The organism is Pseudonocardia sp. Cha107L01 (assembly GCF_052566575.1).
Map to the genome: position 1 here is coordinate 7,656,872 of NZ_CP199579.1, position 25,805 is coordinate 7,682,676.

The window sequence follows — 25,805 nt, forward strand, 5'->3', positions numbered from 1 at the left end:
GACAGCCGGGCGAGATGTGCCCGCCGGCCGCGCCGCACTCACGCAGCGGCACCGCCACCAGCGGAATCCATCGAGCACGGCGCGAAGGTGACTCGACGCCGGCAGCCTCTCGCCGCGGCCGCGCTTGCGGATGCCGAGACGATCCTGATTACAAGTTGAGAAAACTAGCGGTAGGATCGTTGCGTTTGCTAAGGGGTTCCGCGGGGTAGCCGGAGGTCGCTGGACGCGGGTCGCCGCGAACCGGGCGAGGCAGGAGACCGAGGGTGGAAGGACCGAAGGCCACACCGACCGGGCGCTCGAACGGCCGCGCCTCGAACGGCCGCCCCCCGAACGGCCGCGCCTCGAACGGCACGGTGCTGACTGCCCGCGAGGCCGAGCCCGCGCCACCGACACCGCCCGCGCCACCGAACGCGCCGCCGCCCGCGAGGTGGAAGCGCTCCACCAAGATCGGGCTCGCCGCCATCGCGGTGGTCACCTTGCTGGAAGCGGCCGCTTTCTCCGCCACCTACTACTTCGGCACCCGCCGCTACGTCTCTACCGACAACGCCCAGGTCGACGGCGACAAGGTCGACATCAACGCACCGTCCACCGGCATCCTCACGAACTGGACGGCCACCGAGGGCACCACCGTGCACACCGACCAGATCCTGGGCCGGATCAAGGGTGTGGGTGCCGGCGCGCAGCCCCAGCGCACCATCAAGTCGCCGGGCAATGGCACCGTGGCGATCAACAACTCGGTCAACGGCGAGGTCGTCACCGCCGGGACCGAGCTCGCCACCGCGTACAACTTCAACGACATCTACGTCACCGCCCGGGTCGCCGAGACCGACATCGGGGACGTGCGGCCGGGCCAGACCGTGGACATCTCGGTGGACGCATCGCCCAGTGCACCGGTGACCGGGGTGGTCTACGAGATCCAGAACTCCGCGGCCGGGCCGTTCACCATCTTCCCCAGCCCGGACACCGATCCGAGCAACCCACAGAAGGTCGACCAGTACGTCCCGGTGAAGATCAAGTTCACCAACACCGGTGGTGCTCCGCTGGCCCCGGGCATGAACGTGACCGTGCACATCCACAAGAACTGACCGCCGCGCCATGGTGAGCGGGCGGGATGCACACCCGGATGACGACGGGCGCGGGTCCGGCCAGCGCGGGCCCGCCGAGCGCAGCGAGACTCCGACCGAGCGGCTGGACCGGAACTGGAACGACCTCCTGCAGGAGCTGCGGGTGGCGCAGACCGGCGTGCAGATCCTGACCGGGCTGCTGCTCACGCTGCCGTTCCAACCGAGGTTCGTCCAACTGCCGGTGTACCTGCACACCGTCTACCTGGTCACCGTGGCGCTCTCGGTGGGCTCGACCGGGTTGCTCATCGCACCGGTCGGCCTGCATCGCGCGCTGTTCCGCCAGCACGCGCGCGAGCAACTGGTCGATGCCGGCCACTCGTTGGCGCTGGCCGGCCTGGCTCTGCTCGGCCTCGCCGTGACCGGCGTGGTGTTCCTCATCTTCAGCACGGTGCTGGGCGGTGCCGGCGGCGCGGTAGCCGCGGCATGCGCCTTCGTGCTGCTCGCGGCGCTCTGGGGCGTACTGCCGTGGCTGTGGCGGCTCAAGACCTCGGGCCGACCCAACCCGTAGGTCGAGAAATCGGGCGACGGTTTAGCCGGTCACCGGACGCGGGCCCTCTTCACGAACCGGATGGCGAGCTGAGCCGGCCGGGTCGCGTCGTCGCGATAGGTGCTGACGTCGTCGACGAGGGTCCCCAGCACCCGCCAGCCGAATCCGTTGGTGTCCACCGACCTGACCGCTCGACCAGCTGGAACGGTGACAGTGACCTCGATGTTGTGCCTGTCAATGACAAAGCGGCAATCCAGGAACGCACCGGCCGCCGCCACGGCAACCAGCGTCGCGCAGGCCTCGTCGACCGCCATCCGCAGGTCTGAGATCGAGTCCAGGTCGTAGTCGGCGCGCCCCACCAGGTCCGCGGCCACCGCCCGGACGGTCGGCACGAGCGCATCCACGGCCTGGACCCGGACTTCCACGGTCGACGGCAGGACGTTCCTCAGCACGGCGGCGATGCTCCCTGGGAAGACCGGACCGTGCGACGCGGACAGGGCATCAGGTGAGATGGACCACCGGCATCGCTCACAACGACAGACGTACCCGCGTCGAATCCGACTCAACCGCGCACTAGCCGATCAAGACACCAGCCCCCCGAGGGATGTCGCGGCTACCCGTGGTTGATCGAGGGTTGTAGGTTCTGCCCGTGACAAGTGATTTCAGCACGGCTGAGCCCGACGATGCCGGGACGCTGGCTGTGAGCGTGGAGAGTGCCGGTGAGGCGGCGATCGTGGCCGTGACCGGCGAGATCGATGCACTGACGGTCGGGCGGCTGCGCGAGGCAATCGATGCGGGGCTCGCCCAGGCGTCGAGCCCCCGGGTCGTCCTGGACCTGAGCGGCGTGAGTTTCCTCGCTTCGTCCGGATTGGCCGCCCTGGTGGAGGGCGCCACCGACCTCGGCGACCGCGGCGGCTGGCTCCGGGTCGTGGCGGGCAGCCAGCGGGCCGTTGTGCGTGCCCTGGAGGTCACCGGCCTGGACGACCTGCTGCCGAACTACCCGAGCGTGGCCGACGCGCTGAGCTAAATCTCGTCCGGGCCGAACCACTGCATGTGCACCACGGTCCCGGTCCCGGTCCGTTCGATCTCGGACCGGTGGGCAAGTGCCCGGATCATCCCCAGTCCGCGGCCGCGGAAGCCGGGATCCGTCGGTGGCGGACGCCAGTGCCCATGGTCGCGGACGGTCACCAGCACGCCGCCGTCAGCGGTGGCCACCGCCTCCAGGTCCACCCGGGGCCGCCCGGAGGGGTAGGCGTGCTCAGCGGCGTTCGCCAACGCCTCGTAAGTGGCCAGCTCCAGGTCGTCGACGTCCTCGGACCGCATCCCCACCTCGATCGCCCACTTACGCAGGCGGGAGCGGACGTCGGCGAGTTGGCTCGCCTCCCCGGTGATCTCCGCGCACACCAGGCGGGTGACCGCGGCGTCCGGCGTCACGTGCGACCACCAGGACTCCCCGGCCACCGCGCGAGCCGGCGCGCGCCGATCCGCGACGCCGTCGGCGGGAGACTGGGACGAGGCCGACACAGCGGCTAGTGGGCCGGGTCGGCCGGTAGCGCGCCCGCCACCCGGAGCGGCTGGTCGGCGATGGCATCCGCACGGCTGGCGTACAGCGCCAGGTCCTCGGCCATGCCGGTGATCTGCAGCGGCCGCAGGGTCGCGCGACTGGTAGCGATCACCCGGAGGGCAACGCCGCGCTCCTCCGCCGAGCGCTGGGTGAGTGCCAGGGTGGTCAGGCCGACCGAGGTGAAGAACTCGACGCCGTCGAGATCGACGATGAGCACGTCGGGGCCGGCGGCGAGCTCCGCCGAGAGCGCATCCCGCAAGCCGGCGGCAGTGGCCAGATCGATCTCGCCGGTGACCGCGACGATCACTGCCCCGCCGTCGTGCAGGACGGTCAAACTCATCATCTCTTCGTCCGTGTCCTGCTGGACATGCGCGGCGAGCAGCGGATTCAGCTCTACGCCTCCGCCGTCGGAGACAGCGTCTTCGTCCACCGCGGTACCTCCTGTCGCCGCCAGGAGCGGCCCCGTCGGTTCGACAGCCTACGTCGTGCGCGTCCGCGCGAGCGATAGTGCCGATCCGGCGCTCCACGACGAATTGGCGGCCCATCTCGGACTGTGCAGCGGGGCAGCTGTACGGCAAGTGGGTGACACGGGCCACAGGTCAGGTTCCGGTGCCGATCCACCGGGTAATCGTCGGCATCGGGGTCGAGGGGAGGACAGCTATGCTGAGCGGGCCTTATCTGGTCGTTCTATTCATCGGCGCGGTCGTCGTGATTGTCGATGGGCAGCTGATCCTGCGCAACAGCCCGACCTACCTCGCCGAGGTCTATCGCGCGGGCTCAGCGCGCCGGATATCCATGCTCGTCGGGGTTTTCTTCCACCTGGTCATGTTGGGTGTTGTGGCTATCGTGGCGTCCATCGGGCTCGGTCCGAACCCCGGCGTCCAGTCGGTCATGGCCCGTGTCGGCGTGATTCTCTTACTGACCGCGCTCGGTCATGCGGCGACCATGTCGATCCTCTCCCGAATGCGTCAGGAACAAGAGGGGACCGATCTGGCGGAGGCGCAGGTCGCCGCCCAGCGCAGTTCTTCCCAGGCGCCCGACGAGCGCGCGGAGAGCGAGTCGGACACCAGCCCCGCCAAGCCTCGGACCAGCACAGATGCTCCGGTCGAGGTCGAGCGCTCCTCGCCCCGGCACGAGACGCCCGCCTCCCGAGACGCACTCTGACCACTCCCTGACCTGTCTCCCGTTACCTTTCGAAAATAAGCCGGTTTAGTTCCGGTCCCGGATCCACAATTAGTTTCGACCACCCCGCAGGGGGTATTCAACACCATGCCCGACCGGGCGTGTGTGAACCGACAATCAATGATTGGGAGTTTCCCATGGGCTTGGACGACAAGATCAGCAACAAGGCCGAGGAAGTCAAGGGCCAGACCAAGGAGACGGTGGGCAAGGCCACCGACGACGAGGAGCTCGAGACCGAAGGGCACGCCGACCAGGCCAAGGGCAACCTGAAGCAGGCCGGCGAGAAGATCAAGGACGTCTTCAAGAGCTGATCGACCCGGACCAGCGGCCCGAGCATCCGAGTCCCTCGGACGCTTCACCCGATTGGCCGGTGTGAGCGACGCCGGACGGGGGAAATCCCACGTCAGGTGGCAGCCGCGGCTGTATCAAATGATCGGTCACGACCGCACCAACCACGACGCGACAACGCGTCCCGAATCCCGGAGGAACAAATGATCGTTCTCGGGGTCATCCTACTCATCATCGGCTGGCTCACCGGCATTTCCATTCTCTATACAGTGGGTGGAATTCTGCTTGTGGTGGGCCTCGTTCTCCTGCTGCTCGGTTCGGTCGGACGTGGGGTCGGCGGCCGCAGGTGGTACTTCTAGTGCCCTGAGTCTTCGGACGACGGGGCACTCGCTGTCGAGTGAAATATCCCGACGCTCGTACGGGCCCCATTCGCCTTGAGAGAGGCGGGTGGGGCCCGACGACTTCTCGAGGGCCCGAGGTCAGACCTACGAATTCCTGATCATTGGCCCTGAGCATTGACGACGTTGGGGGGCGCGGTGGACGACAGGTCCTCGCCAGAGGCCGTGGCCGCCGGCACCGCACTGTCCTGGTTCGACGCGCCACCGGATCCAGCCGTTCCCGCACTGACCTACACCGGCGTCTCCGGAGCGCCTGTCCCGTTGACCCAGCTGCGTCACCAGGTACGCGACTGGGCCGCCGGTCTCGGGCTCCCCCGGCCGGAGGTGGACGACCTGGTGCTGGCCTGTTACGAGGCGATGGTGAATGCCGCGGAGCATGCCTACCGGGACAGGCCCAGCACGCTGGACCTGCGCGCCGTCCGGACGCTCGACGGCCATCTGGTGGTGACGGTGCGCGATCACGGCTCGTGGCGCCCCGAGCCGCTCGACCCGGGCAGCCGGGGGCGCGGCCTGCTCATGATCAAGTCGCTGGCACACCGGTCCGCCTTCCAGCCCGGCCCGGACGGCACCGCCGTGCACATGCAGTGGCGACTCCCGCCCTCACACAGCGCGGACGTGCTCTAGTGCGGTGGCACTCAGGACACTAGGTGGCCGCGGTGTCGGGGTGCGGAACCTCCCGCGCATCCTCGTCGCGCTGCTCCCGATCGTCCTGTTCGCGCTCCTCGCGCAGCTGCGCCTCGGCCCGCTCCACTCCGGCCTGCTCGATCCGCAGCCGGGACAACACGATCACCGTCACCCCGTGGCAGAGCGCGGCCAACAACAGCAGCACTCCGATGCGCGGGACCAACGACTTCACCGCGAGGCTCGGGTAGAGCCACTGCGAGGTCACCAGGCACACCAGCCCCAACATGGTCAGGTGGAACAGCGCCACCACCAGCCCCACGGCCTGCCGCTCGTGCCGGGGGTCGTCGTAGGCCCCGTGCAGGCACGCCGAGGCATTGCGCGCGATGACCTGCCCGTCGGCCAGCGCGATGAGCAGGCCGACGAGCAGCAGGACCAGGTACGCGTCATTCCGCACAGCTACTCCTCAGCCGAACAGCGGGAAGGCGCGGCGGCGGGCGAGCGCGTCCATGCCGTGCTGGATGCTGTCCTGTACCTCCTGGTACTTGCGCTCCAGGTAGGCCTCGTCGTCCGCCCGGTCCGGGTCCTCCCCGACGGATACCGGGGGCTGCAGAGCGGTGCGGATCTTGGCCGGCAACGACAGCTGGGGCAGTACCGCCGGCGCGATGCCCCAGGGCAGCGACACGGCGATCGGGAAGACCTTGAGCCGAGCGACGCTGTCGAGTCGCAAAATCCTGGCCAGCCGGTCGCCCTTGAACAGCACCGGCATGGCGTCGGCGCCGCCCACCGTGGCGACGGGCACGATCGGCACGCCCGCCCGGATGGCCAGCTTCACGAACCCCTTGCGACCGGCCAGAATCGCCCGGTCCCGCTGGTGCCACGGCCGCAGTGAGTCCACCTCGCCGCCGGGCCACAGCGCCACGTCCCGCCCGGCGGCGAGCGCGGACATGATCGAGTCGGGTGCTGCGGGCAGCACGCCCATGGACCGGAAGAACCTGCCCACCCCGGGCAGGGCCATCAGCGCGTCGTGCGCGGTGCCGTGCAGCGGGCGCTCCTGGCCGAACCGGCGCCACCACTGCACCCCCACCGTCCACACGAAGGGGGCACCGGAGTGGATGCCGACCAGCAGGACCGGCGACTCCGGCAGGTGCTCCCAGCCCTCCATCTCCATCCGGAACCAGTAGTCGATCAGCGCGTTCCAGAAGAACTTCTGGCCCTGCATGGCGGTCTCGTCCGGGCCGCTCAGCGACCAGTCGCCGGCCCGCTCGCCGACCCACCCGGCGACGCCCGAGGCATCCTCCCGCCGTTGCGCCATGTCCTTCCTGGCCTGCTCGGCATGCCGCTCGGCCCGCTGCTGGGCCTCGTTCGACCGATTGGGGCTCGACCGATTGGGCTCCGCCATCCCGCTCATCTCCGCTGGTCGAGGGGCCTGTTCTGGTCCGCATACCCAGGCGACACAGCTGGCAAACGAGCCGGCCGGTCACAGCGGGCTGGCCGGCGTCAACTGGCCAGCGTCCGGCGCACGCCGTCGGTCACCACGTCGGCCAGGCTGCTGGCCCTGGCGTGGGCCGCTCGCTGGACCCGCGCCCCGTTGCCCCTGCCGAGCAGCGCGCCGTACAGCTCGGACACGTCGGCGTGGTCACCAACGTCCTCGAGGGCGTCCCGCACGTGTTCGAGCAGACCGTCGAGGACAGCGCGGGCCGGCGCCGGGCGCATCGTGACGGGGTCGAGCAGCGCGGCGTCGAGCCCGTACCTGCTGGCTCGCCACGCGGCCAGTCGCAGCAGCTCGAGCCGGACCGGCTGGGCAGCCTCGCCGTCGCGCCACTGCCGGGCGGCGGTCCGCACGAGGGCCCGGGCCAGCGCGGCGAGCAGCACCGCGTCGTCCGCGTGCAGGCAGACGTCGGCGACCCTGATCTCCACGGTCGGGTACTGCCGGGACAGGCGGGCGTCGAAGTAGACCATGCCGCTGTCCAACACGGTCCGCGACTCGGTCATCGCCCGGACCGTCTCGTGGTACGTCTCCGCCGAACCGAACAGCTCGGTCGGTCCCGCCGAAGGCCAGCGCGACCACACCTGGGTGCGGTAGCTGGCGTAGGTGGAGTCCTCGCCCTGCCAGAACGGCGAGTTGCCCGAGAGGGCCAGCAACGGCGCCAGCCAGGGCCGGATCCGGTCGACCACCGCCACCCCCTCCTCGTCGGACCCGACCTCGACGTGGATGTGGCAGCCGCAGGTCAGCTGGTCCTCGGCGAGCAGCCCGAACCGCTCCCGCAGGCGCTGGTAGCGCCGCGACGGGGTGAACGCCGGCTTCGCCGGCAGCGGTGAGGAGGCCAGCGCGGCGATCTCCACGCCGACCGCCCGCGCAGCCTCGGAGGCCTGCCGGCGCGCCCGCCGCAGCTGCTCGCCCAGCTCGGTGAGGGACCGGCACGGGTCGGTGTTCGTCTCGAGTTGCTGCAGCTGCAGCTCCGCCTCGACATCACCCTCGCCGTCCTCGGTCCCGTCCTCGGTGCCGCTCTCGTGGCCGCTCTCGGTGCCGTCCTCGTGCCGCGCCGCGTCGGCGCCCAGTGCCGCGGCGGCCATCGCGCGCACCTGGCCGTCGGCCGGGTCGACCAGCAGGAACTCCTCCTCGACACCCATGCTGCGACGTGTCACTTCGCTACCTCCACGCGGGTCCCTGTCGGTCTTGGCCACGATTACCCCCGCGCCCGGGCCCGAAACGGGCCGGCTGGCCCATCCCGGGCCTGGAAACCTCACCGCAACAGAGGCAGAACCAGAAAGCCACAGAGCACCGCGACCCCGACGAACAGCCAGGTGACGTAGTCGCCGACGTGCCCGGAGTGCGCCGCCCGCAAACCGTTCAGGGCCGGGGACACCCACCGGGCCGGTGTGGTCGCGACCGAGGGCAGCCGGTCCCGGTAGAGCGCCGTGGCCGCGAACAGCGCCGCCAGCGTCGCGGAGAGCAGCCCGAGTGCCACGCCGGAGACCGTCCAGCCGCCGTGCGCGGTCGGGCCCACCGCCGCGAGCGGCCCGGTCGGCACCGCGCCGAGGGTCTGGGTCAGGTAGCCCGCCCGGTCCCCGAAGCGGTCCGCTGCCGCACCGACCGCCGCCGCCACGCCGGGCACGACGCCGAGCGCCAGTGCTCCGGTCAACAGCACCACGATCGGCACGAGCATGGTGAGCGGTACCCGCCGCAGCAGACCGCCCACCTCGGCCTCCTCGTCCGACCCGGTCATCTCCACCGTCGAGCTGGACTTCGGCGGGCCCGACCCGGCGCCGAAGTAGATGCGCAGCGCGGCTCGGATGACCGCCGCCCCGGTGAGCGCGGAGACCAGTACGAACACCGCCGGCCCCCAGGGCTGCCCCGCACGCGCCACCGCCTCCTCGGCGACCGCCTTGCCCAGCGCGGAGCCGAACGGGGGCAGCCCGGCGAGCGCAAAGCCGCCGAGCAACATCAGCCAGGGCAGCAGCGTCGCGTCGCGGCCCCGCCCGTGCAGGTCCAGCTCGTCGACGCCGCCGTAGCGGTTCAGGATCACCCCGGCGATCAGGAACAACGCCGCCTTGACCGCCGAATGGGCGGCGGCGTAGAGCAGTGCGCCCTGGCTGCCCTCGGCGCTGAAGGTCGCGAACGCCACCAGGAACAGGCCGAGGTGCGCGATCGTCGAGTAGGCCAGCAGCCGTTTGAGGTGCCGCTGGGCGAAGCACATGATCGCGCCCACCACCGCGCTCAGCGTGCCGAGGACGAGCAGCACCCGGTGCACGTCCGCCTCGGGCAGGGCGCCGGCGAACGCCACGGTGTACACCCGCATGATCCCGTACAGGCCGAGCTCGACCATGATCCCGGAGAACAGCACGCACACCGGCGTGGGCGCCACGGCATGGACGTCGTCCAGCCAGAGGTGGAACGGCACGATCGCCGCCTTCACCAGGAGCCCGGTCGCGACCAGGCAGAACGCCACCGCGACGAGTACGTCGGGCGGGCGCCCGGACAGCGCGACCGCCAGCTGCGCGAGCCCCAGCTGCCCGGTGCGGGAGTAGAGCAGGCCGATGCCGAACAGGGTCAGGTAGGCGCCGAGCGAGTTGATCAGCCCGAAGGACAGCGCCCCCTGCACCGACGTCGGTTCCTCGATCTTGTGGCCGGTCAGCGCGTACGCCACCGCCCCCATCAGCTCGAAGAACACGAACATGTTGAACAGGTCGCCGGACAGCGCGAAGCCGGTCATCCCGGCCAGGAACAGCAGCATCAGCGCATGGAAGTGCCCCTGCGCGGAGTCGAAGTAGCTCCAGCTGTAGACCAGTGCGAGCACCATCAGGATGGCAGCGGTGAGTGCGGCCCCGGCGCCGACCGGGTCGGCGACCAGCACGACGCCCACGCTGACGCCGTTCTTCGGCGTCCAGCCGCCCGACCAGGTGACGACCGGCCCGTGCAGGGTGGCCATCAGCAGCGCGAGATCCAGCAGGACCACCGCGGCGGCCGCCGACGTAGCCGTCGCGTCCACCGCGCGGCGCGGCAACCTCGCGCCGCCCGCGAGCAGCAGGCAGGCCACCAGGATGGGCAGCGAGATGGCGAGCGGGGCGAGGTCCGCGCTGTCCGGCATGTCAGCCCTTCAGCGAGCTCAGCTCGTCGGGATCGGTGGTCCCCTGCGTTTTGGCCACCTGGATGGCCAGCGCCAGCAGCAGCGCGGTGACCGTGGCCGACACGACGACGTCGGTCAGGGTCAGCGCCTGCACCACCGGGTCGACGACGTCGCGGCTCGGCGGGTTCGTGCTGCCGAACACGGGCGCCGCCGCCCCCTTCTGGTACCCGACGGCGATGAGCAGCACGTACGTGCCGGACTGCGCCACGGACAGACACACCACGGACCGCACGATGTCGCGGCTGACGGCGATCCCGAACGCGCCGAGCAGCAGCAGCCAGCCGGCCACCCCGTAGGCGAACACGGTCATTCCGTACCCACGATCCGCAGCGCCTGGTCAAGGAACTTGGTGAGCAGCACGACCACCCCGGAGGCGACCTCCACCCCGACGGCGATGTTCAGCAGCGGCACCGTGCCGGCGGAGAGCAGCGAGCCCCACACCCCGGCCGGCAGCACGTTCGCCAGGAACCCGGCGCCGGTCGCGACGCCGACCAGCCCGAGTGCCGCGAACAGCGTGGTGCCCAGCGCCTCGCCGGCGGTGAACACGGCCAGCGGGCGTACCCGGTCCAGCGCCTGGTAGCGGCCGGTCAGGTAGATCAGGTGGATGGCGGTGCCGAGCACGACGCCGCCCTGGAAGCCACCGCCGGGGGTCAGCTGCCCGTGCAGCACCAGGTTCGCGCCGACCAGCAGGGTCACCGGCAGCAGCAGGTACCCCAGCAGCGCCACCGAGGGCAGCGTCTCGTCGGCATCGCGCACGGTGCCCTTGCGTTCCTTCCCGGTCGGGCGCAGCAGGGCGGCGGCGCCGACCACCGAGCCGAGCACGATCGTCTCCTCGCCCAGCGTGTCCAGCGCCCGCTGGTCGTAGTTGATCGCGGAGACCACGTTCGCGGTGGACCGCGCCACCGCCGCGGCCACCGCCTGGTCGCGGTACGGGTGTACCGGGGTGCCCAGCTCCGGCAGACCGAACACCGCGCCGAGGTAGCAGAGCGCCACGCCCGCCGCCGCGACCAGGAAGAGCACGATCCGCACCGGCCGGGTCATCGGTGCCTGCTGATCGTGCGCAGGGCCAGCATCACCATGAGCGGGACGACGGCCGCGCCGACCGCGAGCTGGGCTAGCGCCACGTCCGGGGCCTGCAGCAGGAAGAACAGCACGGTCAGCATGAGCCCGTAGACCGACAGCGTCACCGCCTGCCGCTCGGGGACGGCCGTGGCCACCACAGCGGTCCCGGCCACGGCGACGAGAACGAGCGCCACGGCGATCGCGAGGCTCACCGCGACCGCCCCAGGTCGGGTTCGGCACTGCGCCGGGCCAGCCTCCCGGTCGCGGCCCCGAGCACCGGCCCGGTCACCGCGAGCAGCAGCACGACGAACAGGATCTGCCCGGTGGTCGTCCCCCAGCCGTTCCCGATGGCGAGCGCCGCCCCCACCAACGGCCCGGCCAGTGAGGTGACCGGGGTCAGGAAGTGCAGCCGGTCATACAGCGACCGCACCAGCAGCGCCGCCACCGAGGAGGCCACCGTGACCAGCACCCCGGCGCCAAGCAGGAGCTCCGAGACGAGCCCTGGCACGGTCATCGGCGCGGTCATCGGCGCGGTGCCAGCAGGCGGGTGAACACGAGCGTGCCGGCGAAGGACAGCAGCGCCAGCACCAGCGGCACGATCAGGAACTGCGACTGGCCGGCAACCTGGGACAGCAGCAGCAGGATCAGCACGGTGACCGAGCTGCCGAGCTCGAGCCCCACCAGCCGGTGCACCGGCTCGCCCCGCGAGCCCAACCACAGCGCGGGCCCGAGGCCGCCGACCATCAGGACGACGGCGCCGATCAGCCAGGACGTCATCGCTCGATCACCTCGTTCATCCGGGGCGGGCCGTCGGCCAGGACGTGCAGCAACAGTTCGTCGCCCTCGCGGTCGGGGTCGCCGTCGCCGTCGCCGTCGCGGTCGGGGTCGTTGGCGGCCCCGACGACGACCGAGCCCGGCGACAGCGACAGGGCGACCACGACCAGCGCCCGCTGGGTGGCCGCGTAGCGCTTGTCGGACTCCGGAGGCGGGGCGACGCGGAGTAGCCGGCCCCGTTCGCCGCGCACCACCGGGCGGCGCAGCACCGCCGCCAGCACCCGAACGGTGTCGGCGAGCACGGCGACCGGCAGCGGCGGGAGCCAGCGGGCCCACCCCGGGCGCACCCGCCACGACGCGCCGACCGCGCGCCGCGCGACGGTCGCCGCCGCCGCGCAGGGCAGCGAGACCGCGACCGCCGCGACCAGCTCCGGGGTCGGGAACGTCGACAGGGTGAGCAGCCACAGCCCGCACAGCACCACCCACCACACGAGCGTCTCGACGAACTGGGCCACGTCGTCAGATACCCACCGCGCCAGGTCCTAACCCCCGGGCGGTACCGGCGGGGGGTTAGGACCCCACGACCAGGCCCGGACCGGCTACCCGGGAGGTGTCGTCCCCCGCCCGCTGTGCTCGGCGAACCACTGGATCCAGCGACGCTGACCGGGCGTCTCGACGGCTCGGGGCCGGTAGTGGTCGCGGGTCCAGCGCAGCGCGTCGGCGGCCGGGTGTCCGGCGAGGACGGCGAGGCAGGCGATGACCGTGCCGGTGCGGCCGGTGCCGCCCACGCAGGCCACCTCGACCCGGCGTCCGGCGTGGGCCAGCCGGTAGGTGTGCTCGATGCGGTTGGCACAGAGCTTGTCGTCGCGCGGGGTGCGGAAGTCCGGCCAGTCGACCCAGTCCGCCGCCCAGTCGGGCCGCCAGGCCTCGTGCGGTCGGGCCCGGAAGCGCCAGTCCTGGAGCCGGCCCCGCTGCCGCCTCGGAGGCCGGCCGAGGTAGAGCCCGAAGTCGGGCAGCGGCCCCTCGGGCATCGGTTCCCGGCGGCCCCGCCCCCGGATGAGGGTGCCGTCCGGCAGCGCGATCGTCCCGGTCAGTGGTTCGGCCATGGTCCCATCGTGCCGGAGTTATTAGTTGCCTGCGGCAGTCAACTAATACACACTGAGGCACATGGCGAGGTTGGAGAACCTGCTCGGTGCGCATTCGCTGGCTCTGGCCGACCGGCTGCTGGCCGGCGACGAGCCGGCGGGGACCGGTGCGTCGAGCTCGGAGAGCGCGGCCCTGGTGACAATGCTGGCCCATCCGGGGCGGACCGTGGGCTGGCTGGGCGGCGTGCTCGGGCTCACCACCTCCGGGGTGACCCGCCTGGTGGAACGGCTGGTCAGTGCCGGCCTGGTGGAGCGCAACACCGGTCGCGACGCCCGGAGCCGGCAGCTGGAGCTGTCCCCCGCCGGCGCCGCCAGGGCGGAGTCGATCCTGGCCGGCCGGCGGGCGACGCTGTCCCGCGCGGTCGCCGCCCTGTCCCCCACCGAGCGGGTCGCCCTGGAATCGATGCTGGCCAAGATGGTCGGCGGCGTCACCGACGACGAGTTCGCCGCACTGCGCGTATGCCGCCTGTGCGATCGGTCCGCCTGCCGCGACCGTGAGCACGCCTGCCCGCTGCAGCACACCGTCCCGGAAGGAGCTGCGCCCGATGCGTGAGGCCCGCGTCCGAACCCGCACCGAGACCGCCGCGACCCTGCGCGTGGTCCTGCCGGGCGCCGCGATGATCGCGGTGACCTTCGGGCTCGCCCGCTACGGCTACGGCCTGCTGCTGCCGGACATGCAGGCCGGACTCGGACTGGACCCGCGCGCCGCGGGCCTGATCGCGTCGGGCGCGTACCTGGCCTACCTGGCGGGCAACATCGCCGTCGTCTGGCTGACCGCCCGCTTCGGTCCCCGGCTGCCCATCGCGATGGCCGCGTCGCTGGCGGCCCTCGGCATGGCCGCGATCGCCGCCGCCGACGGTCCGCTCGGGCTGGCCGTCGGGGTGCTGGTGGCGGGTTCGGCGGCGGGCCTGGCCTTCCCGCCGTACGCCGACGTGGTCGCCCAGCGGGTGCCCGCCCGGCGGCGGGCCGTCTCGTGGTCGGCGATCAGCTCGGGCACCGGCTGGGGCGTGGCGATCGCCGGGCCGCTGGCGATCGTGCTCGGCGGGCACTGGCGCCCGGTCTGGCTGGTCTTCGCCGGGATCGCGGCGGTCGTCGGGGTGGTCGCGGTGCGCGCCGCACCCGCCCAATGCCCTCGGACCGAGCACCCGCTCCCCCGGCTTCGGTGGTCCTGGTTCGTGTGCCCGCGCTCGCGGCCGCTGCTGGTGTCTGCCGTCCTGGTCGGCGCGGGCAGTTCGGTGTGGTGGGCCTTCAGCGTCGACGCCATGCGGGTGGCGGGGGTGGCCGAGACGCCCGCCCGGATCGCGTTCGCCGGCTGCGGCGTCGCCGGGATCCTCGCCTCGGTGACCGGCATGGTCACGGACCGGATCGGGCTGCGCCGCTGCTACCTCGCCCTGTGCGTGGTGCTGACGGCCGCGGTGGCGCTGCTGGGTGTGGCCGGCTCACACCTCGGTGCGGCGCTGATCTCCGCCACGCTGTTCGGGGTCGCCTACAACGGCGTGGTCGCGGCGCAGGGACTGTGGAGCGCCGAGGTCTTCCACGAGCGGCCCTCCGGCGGGCTCGCGGCCGTCAACACCGCGCTCACCCTCGGCACCGTCACCGGGCCCGCCCTCGCCGGCGCGGTCATCCACAGCTACGGCTACCCGGCGGCGCTGATCGGCGCGGCCGCGCTCGTCGCCCTCGCGTCGGCCCAGGCCCCACCGGCCCGGTGACCGCCGCGGTTCACCGGGCTCGCGTTGCGGGAAACTCTCCCGGCGCGGGCGCCGACTGCTCAGGTGTGGGCGGCTGGAAGAGCGGCGGCAGGAAGCGGAGCATCAGCGCCGACCAGGTCAGGTGGGTCAGCATCGGGGCCTGCACCCCGCCGGTGGCCCGCCGCTGCAGGCCGAACAGAGTGCCCAGCACCGCTGAGGCCAGCACCAGCGCGGGGTTGCGGGTGGCGGTGGTGGCCAGCGCGTAGAGCGCGGTGGACAGCGCGACCGGGTGTCGGTCACCGACGGCGAGGTAACCGGCACCGCGGAAGAAGACCTCCTCGGCGGCACCGTTGGCGAGCGTGGTGAGCAGCACCAGCGTCTCCGACCCGTGGTGCGCGTAGCTCAGCACCTTCGAGATCGCCCAGCGCAGCGGCGGGATGTGCCGGGCGACGAGCGCGAGTCCGTAGAACACCGCGAACGCGCCCACCCCGAGCAGTACCGGCCCGAGCACCGGGCGGCGGCGGTTGGGCTGGCCCGGACCGCCGGCCCCGGTCAAGCCCCGGTGCACCGGCCCGGACGCCAACCCGCCGGCGGTCAGGGTCGCGGCCGCGCCGAAGGTCAGGCCGTAGAAGCGCGCGGAGCCCGGTGTCGTGGACATCGACGCGTTGAGCAGCCCGGAGCTGGCCAGCAGGGTGCCGCCGACGACCCACCGGCGGCGCCGCGGCTCGGCGGTGCCCGTGTCGGGGCTCGGGTGGCCGGTCATGACACCCGTTCCGCCCGCACGCGCTCACCCAGGGCTTCCAGCACCGCGTGGTCGTAGTCCATCGGCTCGAACGGCACCAGCTCCCGGATGCTGTCCTCGCGCACCACGACCTCGTTGTTCATCGACCCGAGCAGCGCGCGGCCGGCCTTCGGGTCCACGTCGGTGACCAACCACAAGCCGAGCGACACCCAGCGCCAGGTCTGCCAGCACACCGACAGCGGCCAGGACAGCGCCAGCGACAGCAGCGGTATCGGCAGGACCAGCGTCGAGCGGCCCTGGATGGCGGACACCCTGCGGAGCATGTCGCCATACTCCAACACCTCGGGGCCGCCGATGTCGAAGGCGCGCGCGGCGGCCGCGGCCGGCAGCTCGAGCACTCCGACGAGGTAGCGCACCACGTCGGCGACCGCGATCGGCTGGGTCCGGGTCCGCACCCAGCGCGGCGCGATCATGGCCGGCAGCCGCTCCACCAGCTGGCGGGTGATCTCCCACGAGATGCCGCCGTGGCCGACGATGATCCCGGCGCGCAGCGTGGTGACCGGCACGCCGGTGGACCCCAGCAGCTCCTCCACCGCGCGTCGGCTGCGCAGGTGCTCCGAGAGGTGGTCGCCGTCGTCGCCCAGCCCGCCGAGGTAGACGATCCGGCGCAGCCCCGCCTCGGCCGCGGCGCCGGCGAAGGCGCGGGCCGCGGCGGCATCGCGGTCGGTGAAGTCGGCGCTGTCCAGGGAGTGCACCAGGTAGTAGGCCGCGTCGCAGCCGTTCAGCGCGGCGCGCAGCGAATCGGGTTCACTCACATCGCCGTACACCGGCTCGCCGACGCCGAGGTACCGCTCCGGCCGCCGGGTCATCGCCCGCACCTGATGACCGGCTTCCGCGAGCGCGGGACACAGCCGCACGCCGACGAACCCGGACGATCCCGCTACCAGTATCCGCACGCCTTGGTTCTCTCCCTCGTCCGTCGGCTCCCCCAGGTCTACGGCTACCCGGGCGACCGGGACCGAAACCGGTTCGTGTGCGGGGTCGCACCGCCGAAGGCGGGTTCCTGGGGAACTCGTCACATCAGTCATGAAACGGGTGGCTTGCGGGAACCCAGGAGAATGAGCCGCTTCACCGCAACGAACAAGTCCGAGGCTGTCGTGCCGGCAGAGCGGTCCGAGATCTGGGCGGTTCTGACCGATCCGGTCCTGCTGCCGAAGCTGACCCCCCTGTTGCGGCGGATCGACGCCGACGGTGACCTCTGGACCTGGCACCTGGTCCGCATCTCCGTCCTGGGTGTCGGCATCAGCACCGCGTTCACCGAGCGGATGAAGTTCGACGAGGGCCGCCGGATCGACTACACCCACGAACCGCCGAAGGGCGCCAACGAGCGCACCGGCGCGGAGGGGATCTACAAGCTGTCCGACGTCAAGGGCGGTACCCAGCTGTCGATCAGCCTCACGCTGCACGTCGAGCTCCCGCTGTCCAAACTCGCGGCGCCGGCGGTGGTCCGCATCATGGAGGGCACGATGCAGCGCATGGGTGAGCGGTTCTCGACAAACCTGCTCAACCACCTCGGAGTGCAGGAGTCCGCCCGCCGCGGCTGACAGCCTGTGAGTGGCCTCCCGATCAGCGGCCGGGCCGACCGAACCCGAAGTTCTCCGCGCCGAGCAGTGCGACCGCGTCGGCGTGGTCCACGGACCCCGGAGCGTGGTCCCGCACGCTTTCCCTGACGTGGCGCCAGTCGCGCGGGTGGTTCCCGCCCCGGCACTCCCCGGGTTGGCTGCCCAACCAGCGCTCGAGCCGTTCACCGAAGGCGGCCAGCTGGGCCTGGAAGTCCAGTGCGCGGCCCGGTGTCGCCTCGCGGTGTCGGTACGCCTCGTAGTAGGCCCAGGCCATAGCGGCCAGGTCGTAGGCGAGTGCCGGATGGCGGTACCAGCAGGGCGGCACGGTCTGCTCGTCGGTCATCGCCCACAGCCGGTTGTACGAGCCGACGAAGTCGTCGACCAGCGCGACGAGCGTCTCCCGGTGACCGTCCGGCAGCGCCGCCCAGTTCCACGGCAGCCGATCACCGCCCTCGGCCTGTTCGTACTCCGCCACCAGCACCCTGAGCCCCACCGGCTCGATCGGCGGCAGCGCCGGACCCGAGTCCTCGGCGTCGGCGTCGTCGGAGTCGTCCGAGTCATCGGCGTCATCGGAGTCGTCCGAGTCATCGGCGTCATCGGCGTCATCGGCGGAGTCGGCGTCGTCCGAGTCATCGGCGTCGTCCGAGTCATCGGCGTCATCGGCGTCATCGGCGGAGTCGGCGTCGTCCGAGTCATCGGCGTCGTCCGAGTCATCGGCGTCATCGGCGTCATCGGCGGAGTCGGCGGAGTCCTCGACAAAGTCGGAGTCCTCGGAGTCGTCCTCGGCGGAGTCGGAGTCCTCCGTGTCGGGTTTCGCCCGGTCGTTCTCCTCGTCGACCGACTCGACCGACTCGTCAGTGTCGCGGGCATCGTCGGAGTCTTCGGGTGAAGGCCGCTCTGTTGCCTGCTCTTCGGACCGCGTCATGCCGCACCCCTTCCGCCGAGCCGATCGCCCCGAGGGCGAACTTGCGCAATCCGTACCAGAGCACGACCCCGCACGCAGCGTCTGGCGCCGGCCGTAGGCTGCGCTCCATGACCAACCCGGACCAGATCACCGTGACCCGCACGATCGACGCCCCGATCGAGCGGGTCTTCGCGATGCTCGCCGACCCGGACCAGCACCACGTGTTCGACGGATCGCGGTCGGTGCGCGCCTCGGAGACGCACACCGTGCTCACCGAGGTCGGCGACGTCTTCCGGATGAGGATGCACCGCGACGACCTCGGCGACTACGAGTCGGAGAACGTGGTCACCAGCTACGAGCGTGACGTGGCGATCAGCTGGGCTCCCGGCCAGGTCGGCAAGGACCCGCTCGGGCACAGCTACGCCTACCGTCTCGAGGCCGACGGCCCGGACCGCACGGCGGTCACCCTGACCTACGACTGGTCGGCCGTCACCCACCCCAAGATCCGCCCGATGCTGCCGATGGTGTCGCGCGAGGAGCTTGAGCAGAGCCTGAAGTTGCTCGCCGAGGCGCTCCTGGCGTTCTGACCGCGCGGTGCGCGGCGGGAAACCAGGACCGGAGCGTCGGACCGTCCTGCTAGCGTCGCCGACATGACCTTGGCGAGTGATCGGACCGAGTATTTCCGGCGGTTGCATCACGGCTCCGAGCTCCTGCTGCTGCCCAATCCGTGGGATGTCGGATCGGCACGGCTGCTGGCCTCGCTGGGGTTCGCCGCCCTGGCCACGACGAGCAGCGGCTACGCGGCCACCCTGGGGCAGCTCGACGGCTCGGTCACCCGGGACCAGGCCCTGCGGCATGCCGCCGCCATCGTCGCGGCCACCGATCTTCCGGTGTCGGCCGACCTGGAGAACGGCTATGGCGACAGCCCCGAACACGTCGCGGAGACGGTGCGGCTGGCTCTGGACGCCGGGTTGGCGGGCTGTTCGATCGAGGACTTCACCGGCGGCGCGGACGACCCGATCTACGACCGTGCGCGGGCCGCCGAACGGATCACCGCGGCGGCGGAGGCCGCGCACGCCGGTCCGACCCGGCTGGTCCTGACCGGGCGGGCGGAGAACTACCTGCACGGCCGTCCCGACCTGGCCGACACGATCGGCCGGCTGCAGTCCTATCAGGAGGCCGGCGCGGACGTGCTCTACGCCCCCGGGCTGCGCGCGCTGGACGACATCCGCACCGTGGTCAGCTCGGTGGACCGCCCGGTCAACGTGTTGGCGGTGGCCGGCGGCCCGAGCATGGCCGAGCTCGCCGCTGCCGGGGTCCGGCGGGTCTCGGTGGGCGGCCGGTTCGCCTTCGCGCTCGGCGCCCTGGTCGAGGCCGCCCGGGAGCTGCTCGGCGGCAACCCGACCGCGCTCTTCGCACGCTCCGCGCTGGGCGCTGAAGCCGCCCAGGCGGCCTTCGCCGCCGCGCCGCCGCCCTGACCGCCGGCGGCGTCGGGTGGAGCTGAGGGAGATCGAGACGTTCCTCGTGCTGGCCGAGGAGCTGCACTTCGGCCGCAGCGCAACGCGGCTGCACCTGTCCCAGTCCCGGGTCAGCCAGACCATCCGCTCGATCGAGTCGCGCATCGGTGGCCGGCTCTTCGACCGCACCAGCCGACAGGTCCGCCTCACCCTGCTCGGCGAGCTGCTGCGGGACCGGCTCCGACCCGCCTTCCACGAGATCCGGCACAGCGTCGAGGCGGTCCGCGAGGTCGCCGCCGGAATCACCGGCGAGCTCCGGATCAGCATGCTCATCGGGTGGAAATGGCGGAAGCCCGCCCCTCCTAACGGAGGAACGGGCTTCCTGTCGAACAGTGGTGAGCGGGTCAGACGACGCGCACGCCCTGGGCCTGCGGGCCCTTGGCGCCCTGGCCGACCTCGAACTCCACGCGCTGCCCCTCGTCGAGGCTGCGGAAGCCGCCGCCGTCGATCGCCGAGTAGTGCACGAAGACGTCGTCTCCGCCGCCGTCGATCGAGATGAAGCCGAAGCCCTTCTCACCGTTGAACCACTTCACAGTTCCCTGTGCCATGCGATGTACTCCAAGCAATAAAACCCCCGCACTGTGCGGGCGCTCAGCCGACACCAGCGCGCTGGTCAACGCCCTCATGACGCTGACCCTCGAACACCAACTCGTTCCCGCGGGCGTGCATCACACGAACACCGAAACCGACGACCACTTCCTACAACGCCGAGATGTCCCGATTCGTTCCCGATCCGGTCGGCAATCCGCGACTCGGAAATCCACGACTCGGAAAACCACGACTCGGAAAACCACGACAACGAGCCGGCGGGCCGGCAAGGCCCGAAGAACTACGGGCGGGGCCCCGAGTGCTCGGCCCGGTCGCTGACGATCCGGCCGTCCCGCAGTCGGATGACCCGCTTGGCGAACGTGGCGATCTCCTCCTCGTGCGTGATCAGCACGACGGTGCGCCCCGCTTCGTTCAGCCCGACCAACAGCTTCATGATCTCGATGCTGGACGCGGAGTCCAGGTTGCCGGTCGGCTCGTCGGCCAGCAACATCGCCGGGTCCGTCACCAGGGCGCGGGCGATCGCGACCCGCTGCTGCTGGCCGCCGGACAGCTCGTTCGGCAGGTGTTTCTGCCGGTTGCCCAGCCCGACCTGCTCCAGCGCCCGCCTGGCCCTGGCCGCGCGGTCCTTCGCCCCGGCGTACACCAGCGGCAGCTCCACGTTGCGGGACGCGCTGGTGCGCGGGATGAGGTTGAACGACTGGAACACGAAGCCGATCTTGTGGTTGCGGATGGCGGCCAGCTCGTTGTCGCTGCGCGCGGCCACGTCGATCCCGTCGAGGTGGTAGCTCCCCTCGGTCGGGATGTCCAGGCAGCCCAGGATGTTCATCATGGTGGTCTTGCCGGAGCCGGACGGGCCCATGATGGCGACGAGCTCGCCCTCGGCGATGCTCAGATCGACGTCGTCCAGGGCCCGGAGCTCGACCTCGCCCATCCGATAGATCTTGGTGACTCCCTCGAGCTGGATCATCGATCGCACCGGCGACGCGGCTCCGGCGGGTGCGGTGGATGGCGACGTCATGTCGGCGCTCCGGTCTCCGGACAGCCGGAGCTGCCCGAGTGGTATCTCCTCAAGAGCGACGCAGGCTCGAGCGCCTACGCGCGAAGAGCTCCCGATGACACCAACCCTACGCCCGAACGGCCGAAAATTGACCGGTCCGAAAGTGTGCGGACCAGCAGATTTCGTCGGACGGTCCGGTCAGCCCTGGCGCGCCGCCACCCGCGCCTTGGTGCGGGCCCGCTGCTCCTCGAACCGGGTGGCCTGGGCGCCGAGCGCGGCGACCGTCGCGGCCAGCTCGTCACGGGCCCGCTCGCCGTCGGCGTCCAGGCCCTCGATGTCGAACACGCGCCAGTGCCGCAGCAGCGGCTGCACGATCTCGTCGTGGTGGATGCGCAGGTCGTAGATCCCGGCCTGGGCGATCATGGCCGCCTTGCGGGTGAAACCGGGGATCACCGCGCCCGGCATCTCGAACCCGGCCATCTCGTCGGCGATGGCGCGCATCGTCGGCCCGGGAGCTACCTCCATCGCGGCGGAGACGAGGTTGCGGTAGAAGACCATGTGCAGGTTCTCGTCGGTCGCGACCCGGCTGAGCAGCCGCTCGCACACCGGGTCCTCGGCGTAGCGGCCGGTGTTGCGGTGCGAGATGCGGGTGGCGAGCTCCTGGAACGACACGTACGCCAGGACGTGCAGGATGGGCTTCTCCTCCGCGTCGTACCCGGTCTCCATCACCTGCATCCGGGCCCGCTCGAGTTCCACCGGGTCGACCCCTCGGGTGACCAACAGGTAGTCACGGATGCAGTAGGCGTGCCGGCCCTCCTCGGCGGTCCAGCGGTGCACCCAGGCCCCCCAGGCCCGGTCCCGGCCGAACGCGCGCTCGATCTCCCGGTGGTAGCTGGGCAGGTTGTCCTCGGTCAGCAGGTTGACCTCGAGCGCCGTCCGCGCGATCGGCGAGAGCCGCGACTCGTTCGGGTCCCAGTCCGTGCCACCCAGGTCGGCGTAGTCACGACCCTGGCTCCACGGCACGTACTCGTGCGGCATCCATTCCTTCGCCATCGACAGATGGCGTTCCAGATTCTCGGTCACTACGGGTTCGAGCTCCTGGAGCAACCAGGCAGTTTCCTCCATGCCACCCACGGTAGTCGCCGACGCGGCACCGCAGGGCAACTTGCGCCCACGGATACCTGTCGGCGGACCTCAGGAGCGGACTCCCGGAACAGGCGGTACCGGCTTGCCCGCGGTGAGCTCGAGCCGCAGCCCCTCGGGCGTGGCGAGTGCCCGGGTGCCATCCGCGCCGAACGTCAGGGACAGCTCCCCACCGGGCAGCGGGATGCCGTGCAGCTCGATGCGGCGCAGGCCCCTGGGCAGGGCGGGGTTGACGGTGATCGTGCCGGCCGGGACGTCGGGTTGCAGGCCGAGGCACATGGTGGCGATGGCCAGTGGCACACCGGCCGCCCACGCCTGCGGGCGGCACGCGGTGGGATAGGGCACCGGGAAGTCCCCCGGCTCGCGACGGTGCCCGCCGAACAGCTCGGGCAGCCGGTCGTCGAAGATCGCCAATGCGTCCAGCAGGTCGCCGGCGAGCCGCATCGCCACCTCGTCGAGGCCGTAGCGCCGCAGGCCCTCGCAGGCGATCACCGTGTCGTGCGGCCACACCGAACCCACGTGGTAGGAGATCGGGTTGAAGCCGGCCATCTGGTCGGACAGCGTGCGCAGCCCCCAGCCGCTGGCCAGCGCCGGGCTCCCCAGGTGCTCGGCGACCTGCTCGGCCTCGGACTGCGTGGGGACCCCGCACCACAGCAGGTGGCCCATGTTCGAGGTGATCGAGTCGACCTGCCGTTTGGCACCGTCCAGCGCCATCGCGAAGTAGCCGGGCGCACCGTCGGTCCCGGGGCGCCAGTAGCGATCCCGGATCAGGCCGCGCAGCTGCTCCGCCTCGGCGGCGAGCTCGTCGGCCTCGGCGGGGAAGCCCAGGTGGGCGAGCACGGCGGCCAGCTCACGGCGGGCCCGGTAGGCGTAGCCCTGCACCTCGACCACCGCGATCGGCGCCGTGGCGAGCCGGCCGTCCGCGAACTGCACCGCGTTCTCGGAGTCCTTCCAGCCCTGGTTGACCAGCGAGCGCGACCCCGCAGCGGCGTACTCGATCAGCCCGTCCCGGTCGGGGTCGCCGGGACCGCGGAGCCACTGCAGCGCTTCCCGGGCGGCCGGCAGCAGCGCCTCAAGCGCCTCGCGGGGCGCGCCCCAGCGCATCGCCTCCCCCAGCATGATCAGGAACAGCGGGGTCGAGTCGGCGCTGCCGTAGTACGGGCGCACCCCGCCGCTGGTGCCCTCGCCCAGCCAGGGCAGGTCGCCGAACCGCACCTCGTGCAGGATCTTGCCGGGCTGCTCACCGTTGCCGGGGTCGTCGACGCGGCCCTGCCGCGCGGCCAGCGCGGCCAGGGCATCGGTCATCAGCTCCGGACGGAACGCGCGGGCCTGGTAGCTCGAGATCAGCACGTCCCGCCCGAACAGTGCAACGAACCACGGGATGCCCGCGGCCAGCAACCGCCGGGACGGGTCCCGGTCGTCCGGGATGCTGAGCGCGTCCAGGTCGGCGAGCGAACGCAGACTCGCCCTGGCCAGGCGTTCCGGTTCGCTGTGCACCACCACGTCGGGGCGTCCCACGTGTTCCGCCCTCGGTCGGATCACCGGCCGTTCCTCGGTGCCGGAACCGCGGTGGGCGCGCACCTCGGTGCGCAGCACCCACGGTCGGTCCCGGCTCAGCGGCACCGCCCAGCGCGCGGTCCGCAGCTCGACCAGGTCGGGCGGCGGGTCGAGCAGCACCGTTGTGGAGCGGACCGTTGCGGCCGACTTGAACCGCAGTCGACCCGCCGACTCGGCCACCGGAGCGGCCGCCGGCCGGGGCGTGGGATCACCGGCGAGGCGGCGGACCTCGAAGATGTCGGCGAAGTCGGCGTCCAGCTCGATCTCGAGGTCCAACACCACCGGCTCAGGTGTCCAGCAGCGCAGGGTCAGAGTCTCCACCAGCCCCGCGGGGGTGAGCTCGCGCCGCCGCTCGCACTCGACGGGGGCGTCCGGCAGCCGGTCCCGCAAGGTGGCGTAGCCGCGGAAATGCGCCACCGACGAACTCACCAGGCCCGAGCCCAGGTGCCGCAGCGGTTCGGAGTCCAGCAGGACCCGCAGGCCGGACAGGTGCCGGGTGTCGTCGGTGATCAGCCCGAACGGCCCCGGCCCGATGTCGCCACGCTCGTCGGAGATGGCGAAGGTCAGCCCGGCGATGACCGTGATCGAGCCCGGGCCGGCGAGCACCCCCGGCGGCGCCAGGGGGTCCAGGTCCGGCACCGACCCGGCCGTCATCCGACCGCCCGCCGCGCCGCCGGCCGCGCCCGGTCGGGCCACCGAGCCGCCCCGTTGTGCGGAACGCGCATCGGGCGCGGCGGTGACACCGGAGCGCTGAAGACCATGGGTGCCGCGGCGGACCGTGCTGTCGGCTCCGGCTCCAGCAGTCGGGTGTAGCCCCGGACCAGCGCCTCGGCGGAGAAATGCTCGGCCACGTGCCGTCGACAGGCCGCCCGGTCGATCTCGCCGATCCGCTCGACCAGCGGGGCCAGCTCGGCCGGTGTGTCCCGCACGAAGCCGGTCACCCCGTCGAGCACCACCTCGGGGACGGCGCCCCGGTTGGTGGCCAGAACGGGCGTACCGCAGGCCATCGCCTCGATCAGCACCATGCCGAACGGCTCGCGCCACGAGATCGGGAACAGCAGCGCGGACGCGCGGGACAGGAACTCGTAGGTCGCCGCCCGGCCCAGCTCGCCGAGGTACTCCACGTCGGGCCCGAGGTGGGGCGCGACGGCCCGCTCGAAGTAGGCCTGCTCAGCGGGTTCCCGGCACTTGGCGGCGATCCGCAGCGGCAGGCCGGCCCGCCGCGCCAGCGTGATGGCCGCGGCGACGCCCTTCTCCGGGGCCATCCGGCCGAGGAATGCCAGGTAGCCCCCTGGCTCGGCCCGGAACGGGGCCTCCTCGAGGTCGATCGCGTTGTAGCAGACCCCGGAGAACGGCAGGTGCGGCGCCGCGCTCCGCTGCGAGCGGCTGATCGCGGCCAGCCGCAGCCGGGGGGCCCGGGCGGACAGCCCTTCGTAGAGGCCGAGCAGCTCGGTCTCCAGCGACCCGTGGACCACGTGCATCGACGGTACGTCGGCCTGCGCGGACAGGAGCGCCCCGAGCGGACCGGAGTGGTCGAACACCATGTCGACGCCGGACAGCGCGTCCAGCCCGCCGAGCACGTGGCACCACTCGTCGGTGGCCATCCCGATCTGGGCGGGCAGCCGCTCCAGCGGTGAGACCACCCGGACCCCGGGTACCGCCGATCCCGGCGCGGCAACGAGCGTCACATCATGACCGGCGGCCGCCATCCCGGCGGCCTGTATCGCGACGACCCGCTCGATGCCTCCGTAGGCCGGCGGCGGGGTGGGAATCCACGGCGGGGCGATAAGGCCGATGCGCATCCGGGGAA

Annotated in this window: 34 protein-coding genes and 1 pseudogene; 13 read left to right on the top strand and 22 right to left on the bottom strand. The window is 71.8% G+C overall.

Features of this window, described 5'->3' with window-relative positions; translation table 11 throughout:
• Positions 1-263: 263 nt before the first annotated feature.
• Positions 264-1,085, top strand: a complete 822-nt coding sequence (locus tag ACTXG6_RS36130) for an HlyD family efflux transporter periplasmic adaptor subunit (protein ID WP_445183812.1) — start codon at positions 264-266, stop codon at positions 1,083-1,085.
• Positions 1,086-1,095: 10 nt separating this feature from the next.
• Positions 1,096-1,632 (top strand): DUF6328 family protein, encoded by a 537-nt coding sequence (locus ACTXG6_RS36135; protein WP_445183813.1) that lies wholly within the window; start codon positions 1,096-1,098, stop codon positions 1,630-1,632.
• Positions 1,633-1,661: 29 nt separating this feature from the next.
• Here ACTXG6_RS36135 and ACTXG6_RS36140 read toward each other — a convergent pair whose 3' ends face one another.
• Positions 1,662-2,063, bottom strand: coding sequence for an ATP-binding protein (locus tag ACTXG6_RS36140; RefSeq protein WP_445183814.1), 402 nt, complete (start codon positions 2,061-2,063; stop codon positions 1,662-1,664).
• Positions 2,064-2,260: 197 nt separating this feature from the next.
• Between ACTXG6_RS36140 and ACTXG6_RS36145 the strand changes: the two genes are divergently transcribed.
• On the top strand, positions 2,261-2,638 hold the full coding sequence (locus ACTXG6_RS36145; RefSeq protein WP_445183815.1) for an STAS domain-containing protein: 378 nt from the start codon (positions 2,261-2,263) through the stop codon (positions 2,636-2,638).
• Here ACTXG6_RS36145 and ACTXG6_RS36150 read toward each other — a convergent pair.
• Both ACTXG6_RS36150 and ACTXG6_RS36155 read right to left on the bottom strand, forming a co-directional pair.
• Entirely contained in the window at positions 2,635-3,135 is a 501-nt protein-coding gene (locus ACTXG6_RS36150; protein ID WP_445183816.1) for an ATP-binding protein, read from the bottom strand. The genes ACTXG6_RS36145 and ACTXG6_RS36150 overlap by 4 nt on opposite strands.
• A gap of 5 nt (positions 3,136-3,140) precedes the next feature.
• The gene (locus tag ACTXG6_RS36155; protein ID WP_445183817.1) at positions 3,141-3,605 is read right to left on the bottom strand and encodes an STAS domain-containing protein; all 465 of its coding nucleotides are present in this window, start codon (positions 3,603-3,605) and stop codon (positions 3,141-3,143) included.
• 230 nt (positions 3,606-3,835) lie between these two features.
• On the opposite strand from ACTXG6_RS36155, the gene ACTXG6_RS36160 reads away from it, so the two are divergent.
• From ACTXG6_RS36160 to ACTXG6_RS36175, 4 genes are all read left to right on the top strand, one after another.
• The gene (locus tag ACTXG6_RS36160; protein WP_445183818.1) at positions 3,836-4,339 is read left to right on the top strand and encodes a hypothetical protein; all 504 of its coding nucleotides are present in this window, start codon (positions 3,836-3,838) and stop codon (positions 4,337-4,339) included.
• 155 nt (positions 4,340-4,494) lie between these two features.
• A complete protein-coding gene (locus tag ACTXG6_RS36165; protein WP_445183819.1) occupies positions 4,495-4,668 on the top strand; it encodes a CsbD family protein in 174 nt (57 codons plus the stop codon).
• Between the two features lie 180 nt (positions 4,669-4,848).
• Positions 4,849-5,004, top strand: a complete 156-nt coding sequence (locus tag ACTXG6_RS36170) for a DUF6131 family protein (RefSeq protein ID WP_445183820.1) — start codon at positions 4,849-4,851, stop codon at positions 5,002-5,004.
• 177 nt (positions 5,005-5,181) lie between these two features.
• On the top strand, positions 5,182-5,667 hold the full coding sequence (locus tag ACTXG6_RS36175; RefSeq protein WP_445183821.1) for an ATP-binding protein: 486 nt from the start codon (positions 5,182-5,184) through the stop codon (positions 5,665-5,667).
• A gap of 19 nt (positions 5,668-5,686) precedes the next feature.
• Here the strand turns inward: ACTXG6_RS36175 and ACTXG6_RS36180 are convergent, their stop codons facing one another.
• The 11 genes from ACTXG6_RS36180 to ACTXG6_RS36230 all read right to left on the bottom strand — a co-directional run bounded on the left by ACTXG6_RS36180 (position 5,687) and on the right by ACTXG6_RS36230 (position 13,237).
• Positions 5,687-6,121: a hypothetical protein gene (locus ACTXG6_RS36180; RefSeq protein WP_445183822.1), complete on the bottom strand. Its 435-nt coding sequence runs from the start codon at positions 6,119-6,121 to the stop codon at positions 5,687-5,689.
• A 9-nt stretch (positions 6,122-6,130) separates the two neighbouring features.
• Complete coding sequence (locus ACTXG6_RS36185; protein WP_445183823.1) at positions 6,131-7,066, bottom strand: lysophospholipid acyltransferase family protein; 936 nt, start codon at positions 7,064-7,066, stop codon at positions 6,131-6,133.
• 98 nt (positions 7,067-7,164) lie between these two features.
• On the bottom strand, positions 7,165-8,313 hold the full coding sequence (locus ACTXG6_RS36190) for a carboxylate-amine ligase (protein ID WP_445183824.1): 1,149 nt from the start codon (positions 8,311-8,313) through the stop codon (positions 7,165-7,167).
• A 98-nt stretch (positions 8,314-8,411) separates the two neighbouring features.
• Positions 8,412-10,256, bottom strand: a complete 1,845-nt coding sequence (locus ACTXG6_RS36195) for a complex I subunit 5 family protein (protein WP_445183825.1) — start codon at positions 10,254-10,256, stop codon at positions 8,412-8,414.
• A 1-nt stretch (position 10,257) separates the two neighbouring features.
• Positions 10,258-10,605 carry a sodium:proton antiporter gene (locus tag ACTXG6_RS36200; RefSeq protein WP_445183826.1) on the bottom strand — a complete coding sequence of 116 codons (348 nt, stop codon included), beginning with the start codon at positions 10,603-10,605 and terminating at the stop codon, positions 10,258-10,260.
• On the bottom strand, positions 10,602-11,336 hold the full coding sequence (locus ACTXG6_RS36205) for an MnhB domain-containing protein (RefSeq protein ID WP_445183827.1): 735 nt from the start codon (positions 11,334-11,336) through the stop codon (positions 10,602-10,604). The genes ACTXG6_RS36200 and ACTXG6_RS36205 overlap by 4 nt, the downstream gene beginning before the upstream one ends.
• Positions 11,333-11,569: a hydrogenase subunit MbhD domain-containing protein gene (locus tag ACTXG6_RS36210; protein ID WP_445183828.1), complete on the bottom strand. Its 237-nt coding sequence runs from the start codon at positions 11,567-11,569 to the stop codon at positions 11,333-11,335. The genes ACTXG6_RS36205 and ACTXG6_RS36210 overlap by 4 nt, the downstream gene beginning before the upstream one ends.
• A complete protein-coding gene (locus tag ACTXG6_RS36215) occupies positions 11,566-11,871 on the bottom strand; it encodes a monovalent cation/H(+) antiporter subunit G (protein ID WP_445183829.1) in 306 nt (101 codons plus the stop codon). Before ACTXG6_RS36215 ends, ACTXG6_RS36210 begins: the two co-directional genes overlap by 4 nt.
• An 8-nt stretch (positions 11,872-11,879) precedes the next feature.
• Positions 11,880-12,134: an MrpF/PhaF family protein gene (locus tag ACTXG6_RS36220; protein ID WP_445183830.1), complete on the bottom strand. Its 255-nt coding sequence runs from the start codon at positions 12,132-12,134 to the stop codon at positions 11,880-11,882.
• Positions 12,131-12,646 (bottom strand): hypothetical protein, encoded by a 516-nt coding sequence (locus tag ACTXG6_RS36225; protein ID WP_445183831.1) that lies wholly within the window; start codon positions 12,644-12,646, stop codon positions 12,131-12,133. Before ACTXG6_RS36225 ends, ACTXG6_RS36220 begins: the two co-directional genes overlap by 4 nt.
• Positions 12,647-12,730: 84 nt before the next feature.
• Positions 12,731-13,237 (bottom strand): protein-tyrosine phosphatase family protein, encoded by a 507-nt coding sequence (locus tag ACTXG6_RS36230; RefSeq protein ID WP_445183832.1) that lies wholly within the window; start codon positions 13,235-13,237, stop codon positions 12,731-12,733.
• A gap of 61 nt (positions 13,238-13,298) precedes the next feature.
• Between ACTXG6_RS36230 and ACTXG6_RS36235 the strand changes: the two genes are divergently transcribed.
• Together ACTXG6_RS36235 and ACTXG6_RS36240 are read left to right on the top strand one after the other, a co-directional pair.
• Positions 13,299-13,829, top strand: a complete 531-nt coding sequence (locus ACTXG6_RS36235) for a MarR family winged helix-turn-helix transcriptional regulator (RefSeq protein WP_445183833.1) — start codon at positions 13,299-13,301, stop codon at positions 13,827-13,829.
• The gene (locus ACTXG6_RS36240; protein WP_445183834.1) at positions 13,822-14,985 is read left to right on the top strand and encodes an MFS transporter; all 1,164 of its coding nucleotides are present in this window, start codon (positions 13,822-13,824) and stop codon (positions 14,983-14,985) included. The genes ACTXG6_RS36235 and ACTXG6_RS36240 overlap by 8 nt, the downstream gene beginning before the upstream one ends.
• Positions 14,986-14,995: 10 nt before the next feature.
• Here the strand turns inward: ACTXG6_RS36240 and ACTXG6_RS36245 are convergent, their stop codons facing one another.
• Positions 14,996-15,727, bottom strand: a complete 732-nt coding sequence (locus ACTXG6_RS36245) for a lysostaphin resistance A-like protein (RefSeq protein WP_445183835.1) — start codon at positions 15,725-15,727, stop codon at positions 14,996-14,998.
• Positions 15,724-16,662, bottom strand: coding sequence for an NAD(P)H-binding protein (locus ACTXG6_RS36250; protein ID WP_445183836.1), 939 nt, complete (start codon positions 16,660-16,662; stop codon positions 15,724-15,726). Before ACTXG6_RS36250 ends, ACTXG6_RS36245 begins: the two co-directional genes overlap by 4 nt.
• A gap of 162 nt (positions 16,663-16,824) precedes the next feature.
• Here ACTXG6_RS36250 and ACTXG6_RS36255 point away from each other — a divergent pair, with 162 nt between their 5' ends.
• Positions 16,825-17,310, top strand: a complete 486-nt coding sequence (locus ACTXG6_RS36255; protein ID WP_445183837.1) for an SRPBCC family protein — start codon at positions 16,825-16,827, stop codon at positions 17,308-17,310.
• A gap of 22 nt (positions 17,311-17,332) precedes the next feature.
• On the opposite strand, the gene ACTXG6_RS36260 is transcribed toward ACTXG6_RS36255, so the two are convergent.
• The gene (locus ACTXG6_RS36260) at positions 17,333-18,253 is read right to left on the bottom strand and encodes a hypothetical protein (RefSeq protein ID WP_445183838.1); all 921 of its coding nucleotides are present in this window, start codon (positions 18,251-18,253) and stop codon (positions 17,333-17,335) included.
• 107 nt (positions 18,254-18,360) lie between these two features.
• On the opposite strand from ACTXG6_RS36260, the gene ACTXG6_RS36265 reads away from it, so the two are divergent.
• From ACTXG6_RS36265 to ACTXG6_RS36275, 3 genes and pseudogenes are all read left to right on the top strand, one after another.
• Entirely contained in the window at positions 18,361-18,819 is a 459-nt protein-coding gene (locus ACTXG6_RS36265) for an SRPBCC domain-containing protein (RefSeq protein WP_445183839.1), read from the top strand.
• 63 nt (positions 18,820-18,882) lie between these two features.
• Complete coding sequence (locus tag ACTXG6_RS36270) at positions 18,883-19,710, top strand: isocitrate lyase/PEP mutase family protein (RefSeq protein ID WP_445183840.1); 828 nt, start codon at positions 18,883-18,885, stop codon at positions 19,708-19,710.
• A 16-nt stretch (positions 19,711-19,726) separates the two neighbouring features.
• Positions 19,727-19,900, top strand: a pseudogene (locus tag ACTXG6_RS36275) (LysR family transcriptional regulator); the annotation flags it as partial.
• 193 nt (positions 19,901-20,093) lie between these two features.
• Here ACTXG6_RS36275 and ACTXG6_RS36280 read toward each other — a convergent pair.
• The 5 genes from ACTXG6_RS36280 to ACTXG6_RS36300 form a co-directional block, all read right to left on the bottom strand.
• Positions 20,094-20,297: a cold-shock protein gene (locus tag ACTXG6_RS36280; RefSeq protein ID WP_445190194.1), complete on the bottom strand. Its 204-nt coding sequence runs from the start codon at positions 20,295-20,297 to the stop codon at positions 20,094-20,096.
• A gap of 281 nt (positions 20,298-20,578) precedes the next feature.
• Positions 20,579-21,265, bottom strand: a complete 687-nt coding sequence (locus ACTXG6_RS36285) for an ABC transporter ATP-binding protein (RefSeq protein WP_445183841.1) — start codon at positions 21,263-21,265, stop codon at positions 20,579-20,581.
• A 228-nt stretch (positions 21,266-21,493) separates the two neighbouring features.
• Entirely contained in the window at positions 21,494-22,420 is a 927-nt protein-coding gene (locus ACTXG6_RS36290) for an acyl-ACP desaturase (protein WP_445183842.1), read from the bottom strand.
• A 69-nt stretch (positions 22,421-22,489) separates the two neighbouring features.
• Entirely contained in the window at positions 22,490-24,691 is a 2,202-nt protein-coding gene (locus tag ACTXG6_RS36295; protein WP_445183843.1) for an amylo-alpha-1,6-glucosidase, read from the bottom strand.
• The gene (locus ACTXG6_RS36300; RefSeq protein WP_445183844.1) at positions 24,646-25,797 is read right to left on the bottom strand and encodes a glycosyltransferase family 4 protein; all 1,152 of its coding nucleotides are present in this window, start codon (positions 25,795-25,797) and stop codon (positions 24,646-24,648) included. The genes ACTXG6_RS36295 and ACTXG6_RS36300 overlap by 46 nt, the downstream gene beginning before the upstream one ends.
• Positions 25,798-25,805 lie beyond the last annotated feature (8 nt).

Bases quoted from the DNA above. Each gene is read 5' to 3' on its own strand.
- ACTXG6_RS36135 (WP_445183813.1), top strand. From the start codon at position 1,096: ATGGTGAGCGGGCGGGATGCACACCCGGATGACGACGGGCGCGGGTCC.
- ACTXG6_RS36160 (WP_445183818.1), top strand. From the start codon at position 3,836: ATGCTGAGCGGGCCTTATCTGGTCGTTCTATTCATCGGCGCGGTCGTC.
- ACTXG6_RS36165 (WP_445183819.1), top strand. From the start codon at position 4,495: ATGGGCTTGGACGACAAGATCAGCAACAAGGCCGAGGAAGTCAAGGGC.
- ACTXG6_RS36170 (WP_445183820.1), top strand. From the start codon at position 4,849: ATGATCGTTCTCGGGGTCATCCTACTCATCATCGGCTGGCTCACCGGC.
- ACTXG6_RS36185 (WP_445183823.1), bottom strand. From the start codon at position 7,066: ATGGCGGAGCCCAATCGGTCGAGCCCCAATCGGTCGAACGAGGCCCAG.
- ACTXG6_RS36195 (WP_445183825.1), bottom strand. From the start codon at position 10,256: ATGCCGGACAGCGCGGACCTCGCCCCGCTCGCCATCTCGCTGCCCATC.
- ACTXG6_RS36200 (WP_445183826.1), bottom strand. From the start codon at position 10,605: ATGACCGTGTTCGCCTACGGGGTGGCCGGCTGGCTGCTGCTGCTCGGC.
- ACTXG6_RS36205 (WP_445183827.1), bottom strand. From the start codon at position 11,336: ATGACCCGGCCGGTGCGGATCGTGCTCTTCCTGGTCGCGGCGGCGGGC.
- ACTXG6_RS36215 (WP_445183829.1), bottom strand. From the start codon at position 11,871: ATGACCGTGCCAGGGCTCGTCTCGGAGCTCCTGCTTGGCGCCGGGGTG.
- ACTXG6_RS36220 (WP_445183830.1), bottom strand. From the start codon at position 12,134: ATGACGTCCTGGCTGATCGGCGCCGTCGTCCTGATGGTCGGCGGCCTC.
- ACTXG6_RS36230 (WP_445183832.1), bottom strand. From the start codon at position 13,237: ATGGCCGAACCACTGACCGGGACGATCGCGCTGCCGGACGGCACCCTC.
- ACTXG6_RS36235 (WP_445183833.1), top strand. From the start codon at position 13,299: ATGGCGAGGTTGGAGAACCTGCTCGGTGCGCATTCGCTGGCTCTGGCC.
- ACTXG6_RS36240 (WP_445183834.1), top strand. From the start codon at position 13,822: ATGCGTGAGGCCCGCGTCCGAACCCGCACCGAGACCGCCGCGACCCTG.
- ACTXG6_RS36245 (WP_445183835.1), bottom strand. From the start codon at position 15,727: ATGACCGGCCACCCGAGCCCCGACACGGGCACCGCCGAGCCGCGGCGC.
- ACTXG6_RS36255 (WP_445183837.1), top strand. From the start codon at position 16,825: ATGAGCCGCTTCACCGCAACGAACAAGTCCGAGGCTGTCGTGCCGGCA.
- ACTXG6_RS36260 (WP_445183838.1), bottom strand. From the start codon at position 18,253: ATGACGCGGTCCGAAGAGCAGGCAACAGAGCGGCCTTCACCCGAAGAC.
- ACTXG6_RS36265 (WP_445183839.1), top strand. From the start codon at position 18,361: ATGACCAACCCGGACCAGATCACCGTGACCCGCACGATCGACGCCCCG.
- ACTXG6_RS36270 (WP_445183840.1), top strand. From the start codon at position 18,883: ATGACCTTGGCGAGTGATCGGACCGAGTATTTCCGGCGGTTGCATCAC.
- ACTXG6_RS36280 (WP_445190194.1), bottom strand. From the start codon at position 20,297: ATGGCACAGGGAACTGTGAAGTGGTTCAACGGTGAGAAGGGCTTCGGC.
- ACTXG6_RS36285 (WP_445183841.1), bottom strand. From the start codon at position 21,265: ATGATCCAGCTCGAGGGAGTCACCAAGATCTATCGGATGGGCGAGGTC.
- ACTXG6_RS36290 (WP_445183842.1), bottom strand. From the start codon at position 22,420: ATGGAGGAAACTGCCTGGTTGCTCCAGGAGCTCGAACCCGTAGTGACC.
- ACTXG6_RS36300 (WP_445183844.1), bottom strand. From the start codon at position 25,797: ATGCGCATCGGCCTTATCGCCCCGCCGTGGATTCCCACCCCGCCGCCG.